A 21,565-nucleotide genomic window follows, 5' to 3' on the forward strand; every position below is an offset into this window, starting at 1 on the left:
GGCGAGTAGAAATGCGAGTCGAGCCGCTCAGCGCCGACGGAGGAGTTTCTCGTGGCAAACACACGACTGCCGAGTGCCGGATTCTCCATCACCATCCGGATCGCGGTACCCGCCGACGCCTCCTCCATCGGCCGGCTCACCACCGCCGCCGGCGAGGCCGGGGCCATCGTCACCGCGCTGGACGTGGTCGACTCCGACCCCACGAACGTGATCGTCGACCTCACCTGCGACACCGCCGACGCCGGCCACGCGGACCAGGTGGTCGACGCGCTCACCGCGCTCGACGGGGTGGACGTGCGCAAGGTCTCCGACCGGACGTTCCTGCTGCACCTCGGCGGCAAGATCGAGGTCACCCCGAAGGTCGCGCTGCGCACCCGTGACGAGCTGTCCCGCGCGTACACCCCCGGGGTGGCCCGGGTCTGCATGGCGATCGCGGAGAACCCGGCCGACGCCCGCCGGCTCACCATCAAGCGCAACACGGTCGCCGTGGTCAGCGACGGCACCGCGGTGCTCGGCCTCGGCAACCTCGGACCAGCCGCGTCGCTGCCGGTGATGGAGGGCAAGGCGGCCCTGTTCAAGCGCTTCGGCGGGGTGGACGCCTGGCCGGTGGTGCTCGACACCCAGGACACCGACGAGATCGTGGCGATCGTCAAGGCGATCGCGCCCGCGTACGGCGGGATCAACCTGGAGGACATCGCCGCGCCGCGCTGCTTCGAGATCGAGGCCCGGCTGCGCGAGGCCCTGGACATCCCGGTCTTCCACGACGACCAGCACGGCACCGCGATCTGCGTGCTGGCCGCGCTGACGAACGCGCTGCGCGTCGTGGGCAAGCAGCTCGCGGACGTCCGGGTCGTGGTCTCCGGCGCCGGCGCCGCCGGCACCGCGATCATGAAGCTGCTGCTGCGTCAGGGCGTGGGCGACATCATCGCGTACGACCGCAGGGGCGCCCTGCACCGCGACCTGCCGGACCTCAACCCGGCGTGGCAGTGGCTGGCCGAGAACACCAACAAGGAGAACTACTCCGGTGACCTGGCCGGGGCGGTACGCGGCGCGGACGTGTTCATCGGCGTGAGCGCGCCGAACCTGCTCACCGGCGACGACGTCGCCGCGATGGCGAAGGACTCGATCGTCTTCGCGCTCGCCAACCCCGACCCGGAGGTGGACCCGCGGGAGGCCCGCAAGTACGCCGCGGTGGTCGCCACCGGCCGCTCGGACCAGCCGAACCAGATCAACAACGTGCTCGCCTTCCCCGGCGTGTTCCGCGGCATGCTCGACGCGCACGCCGAGGAGTTCACCGAGGAGATGGCGATCGCCGCCGCGCGGGCCATCGCGGACGTGGTCGGCGAAGACAAGATCAACCCGACGGTGATCGTGCCGAGCGTCTTCGACTCCCGGGTCGCCCCGGCCGTGGCCGCGGCGGTACGGGCCGCCGCGCAGAACCCGGCCGCGACCCCCGCCCCGGCGGCCGACCCGGGCCCCGCCGACCTGCCCGAGATCGCCGCCAACGCCAGCGCCACCCCCTGACACCACCCGGCACCCGCTCCGACCTCCCAGCGCACGCGCACACCCTCCGCCTACACACGCGACCACGTCTCCCGGCCACGCCACGCGGATTCGCCCGAGACCTTGGAAGGAAACGGCCCTCATAGGGGCCCGAATCGTCCAAGATCTCCAGCATCAGCGGCTCGGCCACCCGGCGTGCGGCCAGCCCCACCCGTCACCGTGTTGATCAAGGAGTTTGTGTCATCCGGAGTGCCGGAATCCGCCGCAAACTCCTTGATCACCGGGGAGGGCGGGGAGGGGCGGGGCGGGAGGGCGGGGGTGGGCTACGGGTGGAGGGCTGTGGGAGTCAGGGTGCCTGTGGCCACCAGGACGGCGGGGCCGGAGAGCCAGCAGGAGTCGGCCGTGACGGTGACAGTGAGGCGTCCGCCGGGTACGTCCACCGCCACCGTGCCGGTGTCCAGGCCGGCGTCGCGCAACGCCACAGCGGCCACCGCGCACGCGCCGGTGCCGCAGGAGAGCGTCTCGGCCGAGCCGCGTTCGTAGACCCGCATCAGCACGTGCCCGTCGGTGCCGGCGACCGGCTCGTCCGGCGTGGTGAACTCGACGTTCACCCCTGACGGGAACGTCGAGGCGTCCACCTCGGGCGCGCGGGTGAGGTCGAGCGCGGCCAGCTCCAGCGCGGCGGGCAGCGGGCACACCAGGTGCGGGTTGCCGACGTCCACGGCGGTGCCGGGCACCGTCAGCCCGCCGAGCGTGGCGGTGGCCGTGTCGTACAGCCGGGGGCGGCGCATCTCGACCGCGACGTCGGCGCCCTCGACGCGGGCCCGCACCAGGCCGGCGCGGGTGGCGATGGGCAGCGTCCCGCCCGGCGGGGCGACGGCCAGCGAACGGTCCAGCAGATAGCGGACGAACACGCGGGCCCCGTTGCCGCACATCTCGGCGAACGAGCCGTCGGAGTTCCAGTAGTCCATGAACCACTCGGCCTCGCCCGCCAGCGCGACGCCCTCGGGGTGCTTGGCGGCCCGTACGACGCGCAGCACGCCGTCGCCGCCCAGCCCGCGCCGCCTGTCGCAGAGCGCGGCGACCAGGCCGGGTGTCAGGTCGAGGGTGCCGTCCGGGTCGGGCAGGATGACGAAGTCGTTGCCGGTGCCGTGACCCTTTGTGAACTCCACGCCCCCATCATCGCCGATGCTCGGCGACCACCCGCAGGGCAGTGTCGAGAAACCCGGGTGAGGCCGAGTCCAGCCAGTGCACGCGCGGGTCACGCCGGAACCAGGAGCGCTGCCGCCGGACGAACCGGCGGGTGGCGCGGATCGTCTCCTCGTGCGCTTCGGTCTCGGTCAGCTCGCCGGCCAGGAACCGCAGCACCTGCTGGTAGCCGAGCGCCCGGCTGGCCGTCCGCCCCTCGGGCAGCCCCTCGCCGACCAGCGCCCGCACCTCGTCGACCAGCCCGTCGGCCCACATCCGGTCCACCCGCAGCGCGATCCGCTCGTCCAGCAGCGCGGTGTCCAGGTCCACGCCGAGTTGCACCGACGGGTAGTACGGCGTGGGCGACGGCAGTGACGCGGTGAACGGGGCGCCGGTCAGCTCGATCACCTCCAGCGCCCTGACGATCCGCCGCCCGTTGGTGGGCAGGATGCTCGCCGCCGCGCCCGGGTCCGCCTCGGCCAGCCGCGCGTGCAGCGGCAGCGGGCCGACAGCCGCGAGTTCCGCCTCCAGCCGCTCCCGCAGCGCCGGGTCGGTGCCGGGGAACTCGAAGCGCTCCAGCACCGCCCGCACGTACAGCCCGGAGCCGCCCACCAGCAGCGGCACCCGGCCCCGGGCCAGGATGTCGTCGACCGCCGCGCGGGCCAACGTCTGGTATTCGGCGACGCTGGCCGGCTCGGTCACCGGCCAGATGTCGAGCAGGTGGTGCGGCACGCCCTCGCGCTCGGCCGGTGTCAGCTTCGCGGTGCCGATGTCCATGCCCCGGTAGAGCTGCATCGAGTCGGCGTTCACCACCTCGCCGTCGAGCGCGTGCGCCAGCGCGACGCTCAGCGCCGACTTCCCGGCCGCCGTCGGCCCGACCACAGCGACGACTGTCATGCCCGCTCCCAGTTCGCCACGAAGTAGGCGACGCCGTAGGGCGCGCTGTGGTGGCTCAGCTCGCCGCGCCAGTCGCCGCCCGCCGCCCCGACCGCGCCGGCCAGCACCTGCCACGCCGCCCGCCCGGCGACCCGCAGCTCCGCCGACAGCCCCGGGTCCAGGCCGAGCAGGGCGTCGGCGTCCGCGCCGGCCAGCGCCGAGGCGACCCCCTCGTCGTACGCCTCGGCGCGCGGGTCGTCGTACCCCGGCGCCTTGACGCCCCGGCAGGCGGACCCGTCACCGAGCACGAGCAGCGCGACCCGCGGATCGTCGTCGTCGACCAGGCTCGCGCCGAACGCCGCGCACTCCGCCGGTGTGGCGTCGTGCGCCACCGACCGGGCCAGCCGGGGCAGTTCCGTGCCGGAGCGGTTCAGCAGCCAGGCGCCGACGGTCAGGCTCAGCGGAAGGCGGGTCCCACCAGCGCAGTTGACCTTCCAGAGCCGCACGTACCGGTCCAGCCCGAACGGGCGCAGCGAACCGTGCTCGGCGGTGGTGAAGCGGACGGTCTCGGGTCCGCCGCCGACCAGCAGAATCGCCTCGGGGCCGGCGGCGAGCAGCCGGGCGACCGCCGCGTCGGCAGCGGCGCGCAGGTCGTCCAGCTCGGGCGCGGCGGCGCCGGCCAGCTCGGGCACGATGAGCGGCGGGTGGGGGCAGACGGCGGCGGCGACCAGTGGCACGCCCCCAACCTATCGGGGTCCCCCGGTGCGTCCCCGCGCCGATCCGGTCATCGAGCGCGTACAACACCGTATGGTCACGGTCGGCGACAGGCGCTCGACACGGACGGGGGCGGACCTGTGACAATGCCGGGAGAAAGTTTGCTGCGCCGTGGCGGCGGCCGAGGGCTTTCCCCTCGACGCCGGGAGAACGAGGATGGGCACATGAGCGACTGGACTGCCTTCGGACGGGTCGACGAGGACGGCACCGTCTACGTCAAGACCGCCGAGGGCGAGCGGGTGGTCGGATCCTGGCAGGCAGGGGCGCCGGAGGAAGGGCTCGCCCACTTCGCCCGGCGCTACGCCGACCTGGTGACCGAGGTCGATCTGACCGAGGCCCGGCTCAACTCGGGCGCGGCTGACGCCGGCCATTCCCTGACCACGATCCGCCGGATCCGTGGGTCACTGGCCGAGGCGCACGTCGTCGGTGACATCGACGCCCTCGCCGCCCGCCTGGACAAGCTGGCCGCCGTCGCCGAGGAGAAGGCCGGCGAGGCCAAGGCCGCCCGCGAGGCCGCCCGGGGTGAGGCGCTGGCGCGCAAGACCACCCTGGTCGAGGAGGCCGAGAAGCTGGCCGCCGAGTCGACCGGCTGGAAGACCGCCGGTGACCGGCTCAAGGAGATCCTCGACGAGTGGAAGACCATCCGCGGCGTCGACAAGAAGACCGACGGTGAGCTGTGGAAGCGGTTCGCCGCCGCGCGGGACGCCTTCACCCGCCGCCGGGGCGCCCACTTCGCCTCCCTCGACCAGCAGCGCAAGCAGGCGCAGACGGTCAAGGAGGAGCTGGTCGCCGAGGCGGAGAAGCTCAAGGAATCCACCGACTGGGGTGTCACCGCCGGTCAGCTCAAGGACCTGATGGCCCAGTGGAAGGCCGCGCCGCGCGCCGCCAAGGAGGCCGAGCAGAAGCTCTGGGAACGGTTCCGCGCCGCGCAGGACGAGTTCTTCAGCCGCCGCAGCGAGGTCTTCTCGGCGCGCGACAACGAGCAGCGCGCCAACCTGGAGCGCAAGCAGGCCCTGCTGGCCGAGGCCGAGGCGCTGGACGTGGACGGCGACCCGAAGGGCGCCCAGGCGAAGCTGCGGGAGATCCAGGCGCAGTGGCACGAGGCCGGCCGGGTGCCCCGCGAGGCCGCCGCCGGGCTGGAGCGCCGGCTGCGGGCCGTGGACGACAAGGTCCGCGAGGTGATGGACTCGGCGTGGCGGCGCACCTCCAAGGAGGACAACCCGCTGCTGGCGCAGATGCGCGCCCAGGTCGCCGAGGCGGAGGACCGGCTGGCCCGGGCCCAGGCCGCCGGTGACGCCCGGCGGATCAAGGAGGCCGAGCAGGCGCTCGCCTCGAAGCGTCAGTTCCTCCAGCTCGCCGAGCAGGCCGGCTGACACGAGCGCCCCGGCCCGCGGGCCGGCGGACACACATCTCAGGGGAGCCCCCGGCCTGGTCGGCCGGGGGCTCTCCGGCTTTCCGCCGCCGGGTTGACGCATCGAGGCACGCTGATCAGAATGAGCGGCGGAGCCAGGTTCCGGCACCGGCACGAGGGCATCGACGGCTGACAGACGCCGTCGACGATCGCCGGTGCGCATTTCCGCGAGTGGCCGTCCACGTGACCGGCCCGGCGCGCGCTGTCGCGCGTACTCGATGAGGAGCGGGCCGATCCTCCTGGTCCTGCCGCCCGCGGCGCCTGCGCGGCGCGGGCATCCGAAGTGGAGCTTCCATGCACCGACGCACCGCCCTCGGCGGCGCCCTGACGGCGCTCGCCACCGCAGCAGCAGGCGTTCTCGTCGCCGCCGCCGTCTCCACCGCACCGGCCGCCGCGGCGGCCGGTGGCACCGGCACCGGTTACCTGCACACCAGCGGCAACAAGATCGTCGACAGTACGGGCACGACAGTCCGGCTGACCGGCATCAACTGGTTCGGGATGGAGACCGACAACAAGACGTTCCACGGCCTGTGGTCGAGCAACCCGTGGCGTTCCCAGCTCGACACCATGGCGGGGCTGGGCTACAACACGCTGCGCATCCCGTACTCGAACGACGCGCTCAAGCCCGGCGCGACAGCGACCGGCATCAACGACTTCGTCAACCCGGACCTGATCGGGCTCTCCCCGCTGCAGATCCTCGACAAGGTCATCGACTACGCGGGCAGCAAGGGGATGCGGGTCATCCTGGACCGGCACCGGCCGACGTCGGCCGGGCAGTCGCCGCTCTGGTACACCTCGACGGTCTCCGAGGCGACCTGGATCAACGACTGGAAGACGCTGGCCCAGCGGTACGCCGGCAACACCACTGTGATCGGCGCGGACCTGCACAACGAGCCGCACGCCGAGGGCACCAACCCGGCCGCCACCGGCGCCTGCTGGGGCTGCGGCGACACCGCCCGGGACTGGCGGCTGGCCGCCGAGCGGGCCGGTAACGCGATCCTCGGCGTGCAGCCGAACTGGCTGATCTTCGTGGAGGGGGTGAGCTGCCCGAGCGGCGGCCTGTCGAACGTCTGGGACAACGACCCCAGCAACGACGAGGACTGCGGCTGGTGGGGCGGCAACCTGTCCAAGGCCGGGCAGTTCCCGGTCCGGCTGAACGTGGCCAACCGGCTGGTCTACTCGCCGCACGAGTACGCCACCTCGGTCTACCGCCAGGCGTGGTTCGACGACCCGTCGTACCCGGCGAACATGCCGGCCATCTGGGACAAGTACTGGGGCTACCTCTACAAGCAGAACATCGCGCCGATCATGATGGGCGAGTTCGGCACCACGCTCCAGGACCCCAAGGACAAGATCTGGCTCCAGAACCTGATGGCGTACACCGGCACCGGCGTCAACGGCATGTCGTTCACGTACTGGTCGTGGAACCCGAACTCCGGTGACACCGGCGGCATCGCCAACGACGACTGGACCACTGTCAACCAGCCGAAGCAGGACATCCTCACGCCGTACCTGATCCCGCCGACCGGCGGTGGCGGCACCACCAGCCCGTCCCCCACCGGCACCCCGAACACCTCGCCGGCGCCCACCACCCCGCCGCCTCCGGTGACCGGCGGCTGCACCGCCACCTACAAGCAGATCAACTCCTGGGCGGGTGGCTTCCAGGGCGAACTGACGGTGAAGAACACCGGCACCGCCGCGGTGAACCCGTGGTCGGCCACCTGGACCTGGCCGTCCGGGGTGACGCTCGCCAGTGGCTGGAACGCCACTGTCACGCAGTCCGGCACCACTGTGACCGCCGCCGCGCCGACCTGGGCGTCGTCGCTGGCGCCGGGCGCGTCGGTCACCGTCGGCTTCACCGCCAACGGCACCGCCGCCGCCCCCGCCACGGTCAAGCTCAACGGCACCGCTTGCTGACCGTGCAAGGAAGGGCCCCTTATTAACGCCTGTGGTAGAGGAAGGGCCCCCTTTTAACACTGAGTGTTAAAAGGGGGCCCTTCCTTACGCGGGGGCGGTCAGTGGGCGGCGCAGCCGCCGGTGGGGGCCGGTGACGGGGCCGGCGCGCCGATCGTCGGCAGTCCGAGCAGCACCCCGGGCGTACGCGGGACCTGTCCCGCCTCGGCCGCGTCCCCGGCCCGGGTACGCCGGTGCGCCAGCGGGGCTCCGTCGGCGTTGAGGTGGTGCGGGGCGGCGTACGTGACAGTGGTGTGCACGATGTCACCGGGGCGGATCCGGCCGGCCAGCTCACCTGTCGCGAAGTGCACGAGCCGGCCGTCGCGGGCCCGGCCGGACATCCGGCCGGTGCGCTCGTCCTTGCGGCCCTCGCCGACCGCCACCAGGACCTCGACGGTCTCCCCGACCAGCTTCTTGTTCTCCGCCCAGGTGATCTCCTCGACGCAGGCGATCAGCCGCTCGTAACGCTCCTGCACGACCTGCTTGGGCAGTTGCCCGTCCATCGTGGCGGCCGGGGTGCCGGGTCGCTTGGAGTACTGGAACGTGAACGCCGAGGAGAACCGCGCCTCCCGGACCACGTCGAGGGTGCGGACGAAGTCGGCCTCGGTCTCGCCCGGGAAGCCGACGATGATGTCGGTGGTGATCGCCGCGTCCGGCATCGCCGCCCGCACCTTCTCGATGATCCCCAGGTAACGCTCCGAGCGGTACGAGCGGCGCATCGCCCGCAGCACGTCGTCCGAGCCGGACTGCAACGGCATGTGCAGCGAGTGGCAGACGTTGGGCGTCTCGGCCATCGCGGCGATCACGTCGTCGGTGAAGTCCTTCGGGTGCGGGCTGGTGAACCGCACCCGCTCCAGACCGTCGATGTCGCCGCAGGCGCGCAGCAGCTTGCCGAACGCGTACCGGTCGCCGAACTCGACGCCGTAGGAGTTGACGTTCTGCCCGAGCAGCGTCACCTCCAGCACGCCGGAGTCGACCAGCGCGCGGACCTCGGAGAGGATGTCGCCGGGGCGGCGGTCCTTCTCCTTGCCGCGCAGGGACGGCACGATGCAGAACGTGCACGTGTTGTTGCAGCCGACGGAGATGGAGACCCATCCGGCGTACGTCGACTCGCGCCGGGTCGGCAGCGTGGAGGGGAAGACCTCCAGCGCCTCCAGGATCTCCACCTCGGCGGCGGCGTTGTGCCGCGCCCGGTCCAGCAGCGCCGGCAGCGAGCCGATGTTGTGCGTGCCGAAGACGACGTCCACCCAGGGGGCCTTGCGGACGATGTCGCCGCGGTCCTTCTGTGCCAGGCAGCCGCCGACCGCGATCTGCATCCCGGGGTGCTTCGCCTTCACGGGGCGCAGATGGCCCAGGTTGCCGTAGAGCCGGTTGTCGGCGTTCTCCCGGACCGCGCAGGTGTTGAACACCACCACGTCGGGCTGATCGTCGGCCTCGGCGGCGCGCACGTACCCGGCGTCTTCGAGGAGGCCGGAGATGCGCTCGGAGTCGTGCACGTTCATCTGGCAGCCGTACGTACGCACCTGGTAGGTGCGCGGGCTGCCCGCGGCTGCGGTAGTCATGACCCGGACAGCGTATCCGGGTGGTGCCGGTCTGCTCGAACGAGGCGGAGCCGGGTACGTCCGGAAGATCTCCGGGTTCCACACCCCAGCGGCGGCACGACGCCGCCGCGTTCGACGTGGACGCCGTGGCCGCCGCCACCGCGACGCCGCCTCGTGGTGCGCGACCGCAGCCGGCGGCCCGGGGCTGAGCCGGGCCGCCGCCCGCTCGCCGCCGGCCGGGCACAGCGGGCCCGGCCTTCACCCGGCGGCGTGGCCGCGCTCAGGCGGCGGCGAGCGCCGGGGCGACCGAGTCGGGGGCCCAGCGGGAGCGGTGGCACTGCGACCAGCCCCGGCAGCGCGGGTCGGCCAGTGTGCAGAGCCGGTGGTGGCTGAGCACCTCGCCGTCGTCGGTGTCGGCCACGTCGAAGTGCACCGGGCGGATCGTGCCGTCCGGCGCGACAAGCAGGTGCCGGCCGGCGTCTAGCGTGTCGTCACGCATCAGGCAGTTGCGGCCCATCAGCCGGGCCAGCGCCGCGAGCGCGGGCAGCTCGGCCAGGCTCTCGGGCACGCCGTAACAGTCGACCACGGTGCCGTACAGCCCGGGCGCCTCCCACACGTCGCAGACCACCGCGTACGCGGGGAGCCGGACCGGGTCGGCGACGGCCATGGGCATCACCACCCGGCCGAGCGCCTCGGCCAGCGCCGGGTAGACCTCCACCGGCTCGCCGCCGTCGATTCTCCAGTTCCACAGCTCGGTCATGCCGCCTCCTCGCTGCGCTCGTTCCACCGGCCTCCGGATCGGGCCTTACTGACGATGGTGGAGGGCATTTGCCCTCAGCCGGGCGCAAGTTACCGGTCTGTGACCATTCCGGGCAAAATTCCCTCGGGCGACGTTGCCCAGAGTAGCTGGAAGATGACAGTTTATCGGGTACGGTGCCGCGCCGGCGGCCCGGCCACGCCGCGAGTCGCGGCTCTAGCGGACCCGGATCCGGTGCTCCGAGGCCGGCAGCAGCTCACCGATCACCGTGCCGCCCGGCACCTCACCGGCGACCAGCAGGCCACCGGAGGTCTGCGCGTCGGCCAGCAGCAGCCGCTCCCCCTCGTCGGCGCCGCCGAAGTCGGTCCACGGGGTGACCCATTCCAGGTTGCGCCGGGTGCCGCCGCTGACGAACCCGTCGCGCAGCGCCTCCCGCGCACCCGGCAGGTACGGCACCGCCGCCGCGTCGATCGCCACCGTCAGACGGCTCGCGCGGGCCAGCTTCGAGGCGTGCCCGAGCAGGCCGAAGCCGGTCACGTCGGTGCCGCAGCGGATGCCCGCGGCGATCGCCGCGCGGGCCGCGTCCCGGTTGAGGCTGGCCATCGAATCGACCGCCTCCGGGAAGCGCTGCCCGGTCTGCTTGTGCCGGGTGTTGAGCACGCCCACCCCGAGGGGCTTGGTCAGCGACAGCGGCAGGCCGGCCCGCCCGGCGTCGAGCGTGATCAGCTCGTCCGGCCGGACCACGCCGGTGACCGCCAGTCCGTACTTCGGGCCGTCGTCGTCCACGCTGTGCCCGCCAGCCAGGTGGCAGTCCGCCTCCCGGGCCACGTCCAGACCGCCGCGCAGCACCTCGCGGGCCATCTCCGGCGGCAGTACGCCGCGCGGCCAGCAGAGCAGGTTGAGCGCGACAAGCGGGGTGCCGCCCATCGCGTACACGTCGGAGAGCGCGTTCGCGGCGGCGATGCGCCCCCAGTCGTAGGCGTCGTCGACCACCGGGGTGAAGAAGTCGGCGGTGCTGACCAGGCCGGTCCGCTCGTCCAGCCGGACCACCGCGGCGTCGTCGCCGTTCTCCAGGCCGACCAGCAGGTCGGCCGAGCCGCCGGTGGCGCCGAGACCGGCGACCATCGCCTCCAGTTCGCCCGGTGGGATCTTGCAGGCGCAGCCGCCACCGCGGGCGTAGTCGGTCAGCCGGATCGCGTCGGTCATCGCCTCATGATCTCCCGCCTGCGGCGACGGCGCCAGTCGGCCCACCCGACGGTGACGAAATTCGGACGGGCCGGTACGCCGGTGATCGGTGTTACCGCTCCGTGACCATCTGAGTTGCGTTCTGCCACATCACGCCGCCTACAGTTGCCCAACCGGGGGTCGACCGACACCCGAATTCCGCCATGGACGACAGGGACGGTGGACGACGTGACGACGGGCGACCCGCTGATCGTGCTCGACGGGGTCAACAAGTGGTTCGGGCCGCTGCACGTGCTCGACGACGTGTCCCTCTCCGTCGAACGGGGCGAGGTGGTCGTGGTCATCGGCCCGTCCGGCTCGGGCAAGTCGACGCTCTGCCGCACCATCAACCGGCTGGAGCCGATCGACAACGGCACCATCACCTTCGACGGCCAGCCGCTGCCGGCCGAGGGCAAGCCCCTGGCCAAGCTGCGCAGCGAGGTCGGCATGGTGTTCCAGTCGTTCAACCTCTTCGCGCACAAGACCATCCTGGAGAACGTCACGCTGGGGCCGGTCAAGGTCCGCAAGGAGAAGCCGGCCGCGGCCCGTGAGCGCGGGCTGGCGCTGCTGGAGCGCGTCGGCATCGCGAACCAGGCCGACAAGTACCCCGCGCAGCTCTCCGGCGGCCAGCAGCAGCGGGCGGCGATCGCCCGCGCGCTGGCGATGCAGCCCAAGGCGATGCTGTTCGACGAGCCGACAAGCGCCCTGGACCCGGAGATGGTCGGCGAGGTGCTGGACGTGATGACGTCGCTGGCCCGCGAGGGCATGACCATGGTCGTGGTCACCCACGAGATGGGCTTCGCCCGGCACGCGGCCAACCGGGTCATCTTCATGGCCGACGGCAAGCTGGTCGAGGACGCGCCGCCGGCCGAGTTCTTCGCGAACCCGCGCAGCGAGCGGGCCAAGGACTTCCTCTCCAAGATCCTCACTCACTGAGCGCCCGTATGTGGAGCCGCCACGTCGGCCCCATCGAAGAAGGAGAATGAGTATGCGTTTCAAGCGCGTGGCGGCGGTGGCCATGATGGCTTCGCTCGCCCTGTCCGCGGCGGCCTGCGGCAAGGAGGGGGACCCCGCCCCCAGCGGCGGCGGCAACGCCAGCGGCGGCGCCCAGGGCGACAGCTGCAGCAGCTCGGGCGTGACCTTCACCCCCAAGGCGGACGCCAACGTCGCCGGCAGCCCGGCCTTCGAGAAGATCAAGTCGGCCGGCAAGGTCGTCATCGGCGTCAAGTTCGACCAGCCGAACCTCGGCTACAAGGACGCCCAGGGCAAGCGCTGCGGCTTCGACATCGAGATCGCCCAGTACGTCGCCAGCACGCTCGGCGTCGACCCGGCGAAGATCGAGTACAAGGAGATCGCCTCCGCCAACCGGGAGACCGCCATCAAGGGTGGCGAGATCGACTACTACGTCGGCACGTACTCGATCACCGACAAGCGCAAGAACGACGTCTCCTTCGCCGGCCCGTACTTCGTCGCCGGCCAGGACCTGCTGGTCCGCAAGGACGAGTCGTCGATCACCGGCAAGGACACCCTCAAGGGCAAGAAGGTCTGCTCGGTCACCGGCTCCACGCCGATCCAGAAGATCCGCGACGAGGGCCTGACCGAGGGCGAGAACATCGTCGAGTTCAAGACCTACTCCGAGTGCGTCTCGCAGCTGCTCGACAAGAAGGTCGACGCGGTGACCACCGACGACGCCATCCTCAAGGGCTACGCCGCGCAGAACCCGGACGAGCTCAAGGTCGTCGGCCAGCCGTTCAGCACCGAGAAGTACGGCATCGGCCTGCCCAAGGACGACAAGGCGCTGCGTGACTACGTGAACAACCAGATCGAGGCCGCGTTCACCGACGGCACCTGGAAGAAGATCTACGACGGCACGCTCGGCAAGTCCGGCTCGCCGGCCACCCCGCCGCAGCTCGAGCGGTACTGACGGTCCGCACCGACGTCGGGCCGGGCGGGGAGGTCGTCCTCCCCGCCCGGTCCCGTCTGGAGAGAGTGAGAGCGAGGTATGGGCGAGTTCTTCCGCGTCCTGACGGACAACGCGAGCCTGTTCCGCGACGGGTTCTACAACACAGTCAAGTTGTTCCTGATCGCCGGCGTGGGCAGTCTCGTCCTCGGCACACTGCTCGGCGCGATGCGGGTGTCCCCGGTCCCCGCGCTGCGCGCGTTCGGCGCCACGTACGTCAACCTGGTCCGCAACACCCCGCTGACGCTGGTGTTCGCGTTCCTCGTCTTCGCGGTGCCGAAGCTGGACGTGAACATCGACTACTTCAACAGCGCCTGCATCGCCCTGATCGCCTACACGTCGGCGTTCATCTGCGAGGTGATCCGCTCCGGCGTGAACACTGTGGCCACCGGGCAGGCCGAGGCCGCGCGGGCGCTGGGCATGACGTTCGGCCAGGTGCTCACGCTGATCGTGCTGCCGCAGGCGCTGCGGGCCATGGTCCCGCCGATGATGAGCGTGCTCATCGCCATGCTGAAGAACACCACGATCGCCGCCGGCTTCTCGGTGCTGGAAGCGGGCGCCATCCCGGCGTACATGTCGGAACGGGGTGAGCCGCAGTTCGTCGTGCTCACCTGGATCGTGATCGGCTTCCTCATCCTGATCCTCCCGCTGGTGGTGCTCCAGCGGTTCCTCGAGCGCAAGTGGGCGGTGGCCCGATGAGCAGCAGCAGCGTCCTCTACGACATCCCCGGCCCGAAGGCCCGGCTGCGCAACCGGATCCTCGGCATCGTCGCGATCGCCGCGATCGTCGCGCTGCTCGCCTTCGTGGTCTACAAGTTCGACCAGACCGGCCAGTTCGAGGCCCGCAAGTGGGAGCAGTTCCAGTACGCGGCCGTGCAGCGGGAACTACTCAACGGCCTCTGGGCGACGCTGAAGGTCGCCGCCGTCGCCACCGTGCTGGCGCTGCTGTTCGGCGCGTTCTTCGCCAGCGCCCGGCTCAGCGACAAGGTGTTGTTCCGCGCTCCGGCCACGTTCGTGGTGGAGCTGTTCCGCGCGATCCCGCTGCTGATCCTGATCTTCTTCGGCTACTACGTGCCGTTGCAGTACGGCTGGCCGATCGACAAGTTCTGGGCGCTGGTCATCGGGCTGACCCTCTACAACGGCTCGGTGCTGGCGGAGATCTTCCGCGCCGGCATCAACGCCGTGCCGTACGGGCAGTCCGAGGGCGCGTACGCGGTGGGCATGCGCAAGAACCAGGTGCTGCGGCTGATCCTGCTGCCGCAGGCGTTCCGGTCGATGCTCCCGGCGATCGTGAGCCAGCTCGTCGTGCTGCTCAAGGACACCGCGCTCGGCTTCATCATCACGTACCCGGAGCTGCTGTTCGTGGGCAAGCAGATCGGCGGCCGGCTGGCCTTCGGCCTGCCGTACGTGCCGACGTACCTCATCGTCGCGGCCATCTACATCAGCATCTGCGGCCTGCTGTCGGTGCTGGCCTGGTGGCTGCAGAAGCGGCTGACCCGGCTGCCGCGCAGCGCCGCCAAGCCGGTGGCGTCGACGCAGACCGACGGTGGGACCGGCGCCACGCGGCTGGTCTGAGCCGGCGGACGCGAAACGGGCGGGTGGGGTTCTTCCCCACCCGCCCGTTTCCCGTCCTGCCGCTGGATCAGCGGGCGATCTCGGTGACCCGCGACTCGCGCACCACTGTCACCCGGATCTGCCCCGGGTAGGTCAGCTCCTCCTCGATCTGCTTGGCCACGTCCCGCGCCAGCACCGCCGCGCCGATGTCGTCCACGTCGTCCGGCTTGACCATCACCCGGATCTCGCGGCCCGCCTGCATGGCGAAGACCTTCTCCACGCCCAGCTTGCCGGCCGCGATCTCCTCGATCCGCTCTAGCCGCTTGACGTACGCCTCAAGGCTCTCCCGCCGCGCCCCCGGCCGCCCGCCCGAGCAGGCGTCCGACGCCTGGGTCAGCACCGCCTCGATGGTCTGCGGCGGCACCTCGTTGTGGTGCGCCTCGATGGCGTGCACCACGTCCTCGCTCTCGCCGTACTTGCGGGCCGCGTCCGCGCCGATGATCGCGTGGCTGCCCTCCACCTCGTGGGTGAGCGCCTTGCCGATGTCGTGCAGGAACGCGCACCGCTTGATCGTCGGCACGTCCAGCCGCAGCTCGGCGGCCATCACCCCGGCGATGTGCGCGCTCTCCACCAGGTGCTTGAGCACGTTCTGCCCGTACGAGGTGCGGTAGCGCAACCGGCCCAGCAGGGTGACCAGCTCCGGGTGGATCTCGGTGATGCCCACCTCGACCAGCGCGTCCTGGGCGGCCCGGTGGCACAGCTCCTCCACCTCCTGCCGGGCCAGGTCGTACACCTCCTCGATCCGGTGCGGGTGGATCCGGCCGTCGAGGACCAGCTTCTCCAGCGTGACCCGGCCGACCTCCCGGCGTACCGGGTCGAAGCAGGACAGCAGCACGGCCTCGGGGGTGTCGTCGATGATCAGGTTGACGCCGGTGACCGACTCGAAGGCGCGGATGTTGCGCCCCTCCCGGCCGATGATGCGCCCCTTCATCTCGTCGCCGGGCAGGTGCAGGACGCTGACCACGCTCTCGGCGGTCTGCTCGCTGGCGACCCGCTGGATGGCGTCCACCACGATGTTGCGGGCGCGCTGCTCGGCGCTGCCCCGGGCGTCTGCCTCGATCTCCCGGACCAGCAGCGCGGCCTCCCGCTTCGCCTGCCCCTCGATCGACTCGACCAGCTCGGCGCGGGCCGCGTCGGCGGTCAGCCCGGCCACCCGCTCCAGCTCCCGGCGGCGCTGCTCCTCCACCTCGGTCAGCGCCCGCTCCCGCTCGGCCAGTGCGGCCTCCCGGACGGCCAGGGCCGCGGTGGCGGCGGTGAGCTGCCGCTCGCGCTCGGCGAGCCGTTCCACCTCCTCGGTGTGCAGCCGCTCCCGCTCGTCCATCCGGGCGGCGCGGCGTTCCACCTCGGCCGCCTGCTCCCGGGTGGTGGCGGCCAGCACCGCCACCTCCCGCTCGCCGCTACGCCGCGCTGCGGTACGCAACTGCTCGGCGTCCGCCTCGGCCTGCTTGTGCGCCCGCTCCAGCACCGTGTCGGCCTCGGCCCGGGCGTCGTCGAGCACCCGCCGCGCCTCGGCCCGGGCGGCCTTCGCCTCGGCCTTGGCGGCGGCCGCCTCGGCCCGGGCCGCGGAGGCGGCGGACTTCGCCACGTCGATCGTGCTGTTCACCTCGTCGGCGGCGGTCCGCAACGCCGCGAGGGACTGCTCCTGCCGGTCCTTCTCCGCGATGAAGGCCGGGTCCTCCGGCGCGGGTGCCAGGCTGAGCCGCTTGAGGGTACGCACGCCGAACAGCACGGCGCCGACCACCACCGCGACGAGCAGCAGCACGACCACGAGGAGGACGATGTCGAAGGCGCTCATCCGGCCGCTCCGAACCGGCACGCGGACACGCCCGCCCGCCGGGTGTCGCCCGCCCGCCGGGGCCCGGTGGCGGTACGGGGCGTGTCGCCCGTCGCGGAGGGGCCGTGTGGCAGTCCGCCGGTGAACCTGTGCCGCCCTGCCATGGCCGCCTCCCCCTGAACGTCGGCGCCGCAGCACGCGTGAAGGACACGCGCCTGCGGCTCTGGACGCCCGACCGGAGCGGCTGGCTGTGGGCAGCTTTCCGTCGGCGGTGTCCCCGTGAGGGCACCGCTGGCGGCCGGTTGCAGTTGTCGGAGGCTCCGAAGGGTCCGGAGCGCCCGTCAAGGGCCGGTGTAGCTGGCCAAAGTGATGCTGTTCTGTTACGAGATCTATGTTGTGCGCTTAGCCTGCGCTGGTCGGGCAAAGTGAGCCTGTATGGCGAGGCTAGGTCGCGAGGTGCCGTTCGGTCAAGGAGTCATGATCAAACCACCCGGACGGAGAGAAGTTGCCGCGTCACTCAGTGGTGTCCAGATGCCGGACACCCCCGGACAAACCTCACCCCTGACTCCCGCGACTTGACCTCCCGACCTGCCCATACCCTCCCATGCTCATGATCCACTCCCCTGCGCAGGCCGCCACTCCGCCCTCCCACCCCCGGTGATCAAGGAGTTGACGTCCACCCACGACCCCCCGAGCGACACAAACTCCTTGATCACCGCCCTGGCCGGGTGAATCAGCGGGCGGTGGTGGTCAGGGCGGTGGTCACCAGCGCGGCGTTGTCGGGAGCAGGGGTGCCGTCGGGCAACAGCAACGTGTCCTCCAGGCCGATCCGGGTGTGCAGGCCCCGCCGGACCGCCTCGGCGTACACCGGCCAGGTGGCGGGGCCCTCGCCGTGCAGCAGCACCGGCGGGTGCCCGCCGGGCAGCGCGGCCAGGATCGCCGCGGCGTCGGCGAGCGCCGTCTCGACCTGCTCGGCCATGCACTCCACGAGGATCCGTCCGGTGGGCGCGGACCAGCGGCGCCAGGCGTCGACAGCCGCCGGGGTCCAGAGACCGGCCTCGACCATCACGCCACGCTCACCCAGGGCGGCGGCGACCTCCGCCGCACCCGGTTCGTGGGCGTTCACCGAGGCGAAGTCGGGCAGCACCGTCCAGGCGCGGACGGCGGCGACCCGCTCGGCCGGGTCGGGGACGATCCAGGCGCCGGTGCTCACCCCGACCGGCAGGCCGGGCCGGGCGGCCCGGATGGCGGTGACGGCTGCGGCGATCACCGCCGGGCCGAGCGACTCGGCGCCGGTGTCGTCGCGCGGGTGCACATGCACCGCCGCCACCCCGGCGGCCGCGCAACGCACCGCGTCGGCGGCCAGTTCCGCCGGGGTGAGCGGCACGGCGGGGTGCTCGTCCCGCCGTCGTGTGCCGTTGAGACACGCCTTCAGCACTGGTGTGCCTCTCCTCGGGACGGCAGCCGCGACACGGGCAGCCAGTCGGTCAGTCGAGCCGGCGGGAGTCGAGGTCGTGTTCGGCGTCGGCCATCGCGTCGGCGTCGATGTGCTCGGCGAACTCGGCCGCCTCGGCGCTCTGCGCGGCCAGCGCGTCCTTCACCGCCCGGATCGCCACCCCGGGCGGGTAGCCCTTGCGCGCCAGCATCCCGACCAGGCGGCGGAACACCGCGTCCGGCTCGCCCCGGGCGCTGCGCAGCTTGCGCTCCACCAGGGCACGGGCGGTCTCCGCCTCGGTCTCCTCGTCCAGCCCGTCCAGGGCGGCGCCGGCGACCTCGCCGTCGACACCGCGCTGGCGCAGCTCGTTGGCGAGCGCCCGGCGGGCCAGCCCACGGCCGGCGTGCCGGCTGCTCACCCAGGCACGGGCGAAGGCGGCGTCGTCGACGATGCCCACCTCGTCGTAGCGGTCGAGGACCTGCTCGGCGACCTCCTCGGAGATGCCGCGACGGGCCAGCGCGCCGGCCAGCTCGGCCCGGGTACGCGGACGCACCGCGAGCTGCCGCAGGCAGATCTCCCGGGCCAGTTCGGCCTCGTCGCGCGGCGGAGCCGGAGCCTCCCCAGCATCGGGCTCCGCCGCGCGATCACGGCGCCCCCGGCGGGGCCGGGGCGTACCTGTGGCGTCGCCCGTACGGGGTGGGCCGGCATCCCAGCCCCGGCCCGTACGGGCGCGTCGTCCTGCCACGGGTCAGCGGATCAGAAGTCGACCGGCGGCAGTTCCGGGCCACCGGCGGCGTCGCCCGCACCACCGGTGCCGACGCCGAGCTTCTCCAGGATCTTCTTCTCGATCTCGGCCGCCACGTCCGGGTTCTCGCGGAGGAACTCGCGGGCCTTCTCCTTGCCCTGGCCGAGCTGGTCACCGTCGTAGGTGTACCAGGCGCCGGACTTGCGGATGATCGCCTGCTCCACGCCGACGTCGATCAGCGAGCCCTCGCGGGAGATGCCCTTGCCGTACATGATGTCGAACTCGGCCTGCTTGAACGGCGCGGCGACCTTGTTCTTCACGACCTTGACCCGGGTGCGGTTACCGACCACGTCGGTGCCGTCCTTGAGGCTCTCGATGCGGCGCACGTCGAGCCGGACCGAGGCGTAGAACTTCAGCGCGCGGCCACCGGTGGTGGTCTCCGGGCTGCCGAACATCACGCCGATCTTCTCGCGGAGCTGGTTGATGAAGATCGCGGTGGTGCCGGTGTTGTTGAGCACGCCGGTGATCTTCCGCAGCGCCTGGCTCATCAGCCGGGCCTGGAGACCGACGTGGCTGTCGCCCATCTCGCCCTCGATCTCGGCGCGCGGCACCAGGGCCGCCACCGAGTCGATCACGATGATGTCGATAGCGCCGGAGCGGACCAGCATGTCCGCGATCTCCAGCGCCTGCTCGCCGGTGTCCGGCTGCGAGACCAGCAGGGCGTCGGTGTCGACGCCGAGGGCCCGCGCGTACTCCGGGTCGAGCGCGTGCTCCGCGTCGATGAACGCGGCGATGCCGCCGGCCCGCTGGGCGTTGGCCACCGCGTGCAGCGCGACGGTGGTCTTACCGCTGGACTCCGGACCGTAGATCTCGACCACCCGGCCGCGGGGCAGACCGCCCACGCCGAGCGCCACGTCGAGCGCGATGGAGCCGGTCGGGATGACGGCCGTCTGCACGACGGGCCGCTCCCCCAGGCGCATCACCGAACCCTTGCCGAACTGCTTGTCGATCTGAGCGAGAGCAAGGTCGAGCGCCTTCTCCCGGTCAGGCCCTGCTGCCATCGTTGCCACCCCTGCCTTCGCCGGCGTCTTTCCTGAGCTTCGCGTCACGCGGGACACGCTAGGCGCTGGGTCCGACAGAAAACCAGCCGACGGGCCGTGAGCTGTGGACGAGCACCCCGCTGTGGACAATAGCCGAACAGGTGTACGACTGGGCAAGCGACACGCGGGATCGACGAAAAGGCTGCTCAGCGTAGCCGGGCGGGCACCCGGTCGGGATACGCGGCGACCACGGCGCGCCACACCACGTGCGTTTGCTCACCGGCGGCGAGGGCCTGCTCGATGGTCCGCCCGTCGAGCTGGGACAGCACCTGGTCCCTGGCGATGCTGGCCGCGTAGCCGGGCCCGAACGCCTCCTCCAGCCGCGTCCAGAAGTCGGTCAGCCGCACGTGTTCAGTCCTCCTCGTCGAGTGGTGCCGTGGCGGGACGGCGCAGCGCCAGCGCCACCAGCGGCACCACGGCGATCGCCGACAGCAGGGTGAGCGTCGGGTACCCCACGGCCCGCATGACGAACCCGCTCGCCGCCGCCGCGCCCGCCCCGGCCAGCCCCATGAGCAGGTCGGACAGGCCCTGCACGCCGGGCCGGTCGGCGGTCGGCACCGACTCCGACAGCAGCGTCGAGCCCGCCACCATCGTGCCCGACCAGCCCAGCCCGAGCAGCGTCAGCCCCACCGACAGCAGCGGTGTGTTGTGCCCGGCGGTGCCGGAGACCGCGCACGCGGCCAGCAGCAGCGCCACCCCGCCGAGGATCACCGGGCGCCGGCCGAACCGGTCGGTGAGCCACCCCACCACCGGCGACAGCGCGTACATGCCGGCGATGTGCAGGCTCAGCACCAGGCCGACCACCGGGAGCACGTCCTCGTCGGAGTGCCACTCGCCGAGGTGCACCGGGGTCATCGACATCACCGCGACCATCACCAGGTGACCCACCGCGACAGCGGCGATGCCGAGGCGCGCGGCCGGCCTGCGGCGTACCGTGCGCCACGCGGCGACCATGCCCCCGCGGCGGGTGGCCGCGGGCGCGGCGTCCGGCGCCGGCTCGGCCACCGCCAGCCGGCGCGCGGTGAGCAGCGGGTCCGGCCGGAGCAGGACCAGGATGACGACGGCGGCCAGCGTGAACGCGACGGCGCTGAAGGCGAACGGCCCGGACAGCGCCGGCAGACCCCAGCCCCGGGTGGTGTCGTCGGCGAGCGCGGCGAAGTTCGGCGCGGCCACCGCGCCGATGGTGGTGGCCCAGACCACCATCGAGAGCTGCCGCCCCCGGCGGTGCGGCTCGGCCAGGTCCACGGCCGTGTAGCGGGCCTGGAGGTTGGCTGCCGTGCCGCCGCCGAACAGCAGCATGCCGGCGAAGAGCAACGGCACCGCGCCGGTCACGGTGGCGACCACCACCAGCACGCCGCCCACCGCGCCGGCCAGGTACGCGAGGACCAGCCCCGGCCGCCGGCCGCGCGCGGCCATGAGCCGGGTGACCGGGATGGCCAGCAGTGCGCCGCCGACCACTCCGGCGCTCTGCGCCAGCCCGGCCAGCGCGGTGCCGGCGACCCGGGCGGCGAGCAGCGCGCCGACCGAGATGCCGATGGTGACGCCGATGCCGCCGATGATCTGGGTGAGGAACAGCAGCCGGACGGTACGCCGCTGGACGCGGGCGACATCCGACCGGGGCGGGGCCGGCGCGGTCAGGTCGACGGACATGCTGCGCTCCTGGTGGGGATGGGTGTCCCATCCTCCCGCACCGGTCCGGCCGACCGGCACC

At 72.2% G+C, this 21,565-nt stretch carries 19 protein-coding genes; 7 read left to right on the plus strand and 12 right to left on the minus strand.

Going from position 1 to position 21,565, the window contains the following annotated elements:
• Positions 1-51 precede the first annotated feature (51 nt).
• Positions 52-1,524 (plus strand): NAD-dependent malic enzyme, encoded by a 1,473-nt coding sequence (locus tag AB0C17_RS00750; protein ID WP_357382595.1) that lies wholly within the window; start codon positions 52-54, stop codon positions 1,522-1,524.
• A gap of 302 nt (positions 1,525-1,826) precedes the next feature.
• Here the strand turns inward: AB0C17_RS00750 and dapF are convergent, their stop codons facing one another.
• Genes dapF through AB0C17_RS00765 form a run of 3 tightly spaced genes read right to left on the minus strand, consistent with a single transcriptional unit; the run spans position 1,827 to position 4,304 of the window.
• Positions 1,827-2,675: a diaminopimelate epimerase gene (dapF, locus tag AB0C17_RS00755; RefSeq protein WP_357476152.1), complete on the minus strand. Its 849-nt coding sequence runs from the start codon at positions 2,673-2,675 to the stop codon at positions 1,827-1,829.
• Positions 2,676-2,682: 7 nt separating this feature from the next.
• Positions 2,683-3,588 carry a tRNA (adenosine(37)-N6)-dimethylallyltransferase MiaA gene (miaA, locus tag AB0C17_RS00760; RefSeq protein WP_357476154.1) on the minus strand — a complete coding sequence of 302 codons (906 nt, stop codon included), beginning with the start codon at positions 3,586-3,588 and terminating at the stop codon, positions 2,683-2,685.
• Complete coding sequence (locus tag AB0C17_RS00765; protein WP_357382589.1) at positions 3,585-4,304, minus strand: hypothetical protein; 720 nt, start codon at positions 4,302-4,304, stop codon at positions 3,585-3,587. Before AB0C17_RS00765 ends, miaA begins: the two co-directional genes overlap by 4 nt.
• Positions 4,305-4,505: 201 nt before the next feature.
• Here AB0C17_RS00765 and AB0C17_RS00770 point away from each other — a divergent pair, with 201 nt between their 5' ends.
• Entirely contained in the window at positions 4,506-5,714 is a 1,209-nt protein-coding gene (locus tag AB0C17_RS00770; protein ID WP_357382587.1) for a DUF349 domain-containing protein, read from the plus strand.
• Between the two features lie 332 nt (positions 5,715-6,046).
• Positions 6,047-7,669 (plus strand): cellulase family glycosylhydrolase, encoded by a 1,623-nt coding sequence (locus tag AB0C17_RS00775; RefSeq protein ID WP_357476156.1) that lies wholly within the window; start codon positions 6,047-6,049, stop codon positions 7,667-7,669.
• A 98-nt stretch (positions 7,670-7,767) separates the two neighbouring features.
• On the opposite strand, the gene miaB is transcribed toward AB0C17_RS00775, so the two are convergent.
• From miaB to selD, 3 genes are all read right to left on the minus strand, one after another.
• The gene (miaB, locus tag AB0C17_RS00780; protein WP_357476158.1) at positions 7,768-9,267 is read right to left on the minus strand and encodes a tRNA (N6-isopentenyl adenosine(37)-C2)-methylthiotransferase MiaB; all 1,500 of its coding nucleotides are present in this window, start codon (positions 9,265-9,267) and stop codon (positions 7,768-7,770) included.
• A gap of 259 nt (positions 9,268-9,526) precedes the next feature.
• The gene (locus AB0C17_RS00785; RefSeq protein WP_357476160.1) at positions 9,527-10,006 is read right to left on the minus strand and encodes a hypothetical protein; all 480 of its coding nucleotides are present in this window, start codon (positions 10,004-10,006) and stop codon (positions 9,527-9,529) included.
• 213 nt (positions 10,007-10,219) lie between these two features.
• Positions 10,220-11,209, minus strand: a complete 990-nt coding sequence (selD, locus tag AB0C17_RS00790; protein ID WP_357467411.1) for a selenide, water dikinase SelD — start codon at positions 11,207-11,209, stop codon at positions 10,220-10,222.
• Positions 11,210-11,407: 198 nt separating this feature from the next.
• Between selD and AB0C17_RS00795 the strand changes: the two genes are divergently transcribed.
• From AB0C17_RS00795 to AB0C17_RS00810, 4 genes are all read left to right on the plus strand, one after another.
• Positions 11,408-12,163 (plus strand): amino acid ABC transporter ATP-binding protein, encoded by a 756-nt coding sequence (locus AB0C17_RS00795; RefSeq protein ID WP_357382577.1) that lies wholly within the window; start codon positions 11,408-11,410, stop codon positions 12,161-12,163.
• A gap of 52 nt (positions 12,164-12,215) precedes the next feature.
• Entirely contained in the window at positions 12,216-13,151 is a 936-nt protein-coding gene (locus AB0C17_RS00800) for a glutamate ABC transporter substrate-binding protein (protein WP_357476162.1), read from the plus strand.
• 78 nt (positions 13,152-13,229) lie between these two features.
• The gene (locus tag AB0C17_RS00805; protein WP_357382574.1) at positions 13,230-13,886 is read left to right on the plus strand and encodes an amino acid ABC transporter permease; all 657 of its coding nucleotides are present in this window, start codon (positions 13,230-13,232) and stop codon (positions 13,884-13,886) included.
• Complete coding sequence (locus AB0C17_RS00810; protein ID WP_357382572.1) at positions 13,883-14,761, plus strand: amino acid ABC transporter permease; 879 nt, start codon at positions 13,883-13,885, stop codon at positions 14,759-14,761. Before AB0C17_RS00805 ends, AB0C17_RS00810 begins: the two co-directional genes overlap by 4 nt.
• A 67-nt stretch (positions 14,762-14,828) precedes the next feature.
• Here AB0C17_RS00810 and rny read toward each other — a convergent pair whose 3' ends face one another.
• From rny to AB0C17_RS00840, 6 genes are all read right to left on the minus strand, one after another.
• Positions 14,829-16,595 (minus strand): ribonuclease Y, encoded by a 1,767-nt coding sequence (gene rny / locus AB0C17_RS00815; protein ID WP_357476164.1) that lies wholly within the window; start codon positions 16,593-16,595, stop codon positions 14,829-14,831.
• A 712-nt stretch (positions 16,596-17,307) separates the two neighbouring features.
• Positions 17,308-18,012, minus strand: coding sequence for a 3-keto-5-aminohexanoate cleavage protein (locus tag AB0C17_RS00820; RefSeq protein WP_357476166.1), 705 nt, complete (start codon positions 18,010-18,012; stop codon positions 17,308-17,310).
• Positions 18,013-18,061: 49 nt separating this feature from the next.
• Positions 18,062-18,754, minus strand: coding sequence for a regulatory protein RecX (locus tag AB0C17_RS00825; RefSeq protein WP_357382566.1), 693 nt, complete (start codon positions 18,752-18,754; stop codon positions 18,062-18,064).
• A gap of 11 nt (positions 18,755-18,765) precedes the next feature.
• Entirely contained in the window at positions 18,766-19,815 is a 1,050-nt protein-coding gene (gene recA, locus AB0C17_RS00830) for a recombinase RecA (RefSeq protein WP_013284729.1), read from the minus strand.
• A gap of 185 nt (positions 19,816-20,000) precedes the next feature.
• Entirely contained in the window at positions 20,001-20,201 is a 201-nt protein-coding gene (locus tag AB0C17_RS00835) for a DUF3046 domain-containing protein (protein ID WP_073830228.1), read from the minus strand.
• 4 nt (positions 20,202-20,205) lie between these two features.
• Entirely contained in the window at positions 20,206-21,504 is a 1,299-nt protein-coding gene (locus AB0C17_RS00840; RefSeq protein WP_357476168.1) for an MFS transporter, read from the minus strand.
• Between the last annotated feature and the right edge of the window lie 61 nt (positions 21,505-21,565).

The sequence above is a fragment of the Micromonospora sp. NPDC048887 genome (genome assembly GCF_040649715.1).
Classification (GTDB): domain Bacteria; phylum Actinomycetota; class Actinomycetes; order Mycobacteriales; family Micromonosporaceae; genus Micromonospora.

What these genes read in the sequence shown, in the direction of transcription:
- miaB (WP_357476158.1), bottom strand. Translation starts at nt 9,267, where the DNA reads ATGACTACCGCAGCCGCGGGCAGCCCGCGCACCTACCAGGTGCGTACG.
- AB0C17_RS00775 (WP_357476156.1), top strand. Translation starts at nt 6,047, where the DNA reads ATGCACCGACGCACCGCCCTCGGCGGCGCCCTGACGGCGCTCGCCACC.
- rny (WP_357476164.1), bottom strand. Translation starts at nt 16,595, where the DNA reads ATGAGCGCCTTCGACATCGTCCTCCTCGTGGTCGTGCTGCTGCTCGTC.
- AB0C17_RS00810 (WP_357382572.1), top strand. Translation starts at nt 13,883, where the DNA reads ATGAGCAGCAGCAGCGTCCTCTACGACATCCCCGGCCCGAAGGCCCGG.
- AB0C17_RS00800 (WP_357476162.1), top strand. Translation starts at nt 12,216, where the DNA reads ATGCGTTTCAAGCGCGTGGCGGCGGTGGCCATGATGGCTTCGCTCGCC.
- AB0C17_RS00805 (WP_357382574.1), top strand. Translation starts at nt 13,230, where the DNA reads ATGGGCGAGTTCTTCCGCGTCCTGACGGACAACGCGAGCCTGTTCCGC.
- AB0C17_RS00785 (WP_357476160.1), bottom strand. Translation starts at nt 10,006, where the DNA reads ATGACCGAGCTGTGGAACTGGAGAATCGACGGCGGCGAGCCGGTGGAG.
- AB0C17_RS00770 (WP_357382587.1), top strand. Translation starts at nt 4,506, where the DNA reads ATGAGCGACTGGACTGCCTTCGGACGGGTCGACGAGGACGGCACCGTC.
- recA (WP_013284729.1), bottom strand. Translation starts at nt 19,815, where the DNA reads ATGGCAGCAGGGCCTGACCGGGAGAAGGCGCTCGACCTTGCTCTCGCT.
- AB0C17_RS00840 (WP_357476168.1), bottom strand. Translation starts at nt 21,504, where the DNA reads ATGTCCGTCGACCTGACCGCGCCGGCCCCGCCCCGGTCGGATGTCGCC.
- miaA (WP_357476154.1), bottom strand. Translation starts at nt 3,588, where the DNA reads ATGACAGTCGTCGCTGTGGTCGGGCCGACGGCGGCCGGGAAGTCGGCG.
- selD (WP_357467411.1), bottom strand. Translation starts at nt 11,209, where the DNA reads ATGACCGACGCGATCCGGCTGACCGACTACGCCCGCGGTGGCGGCTGC.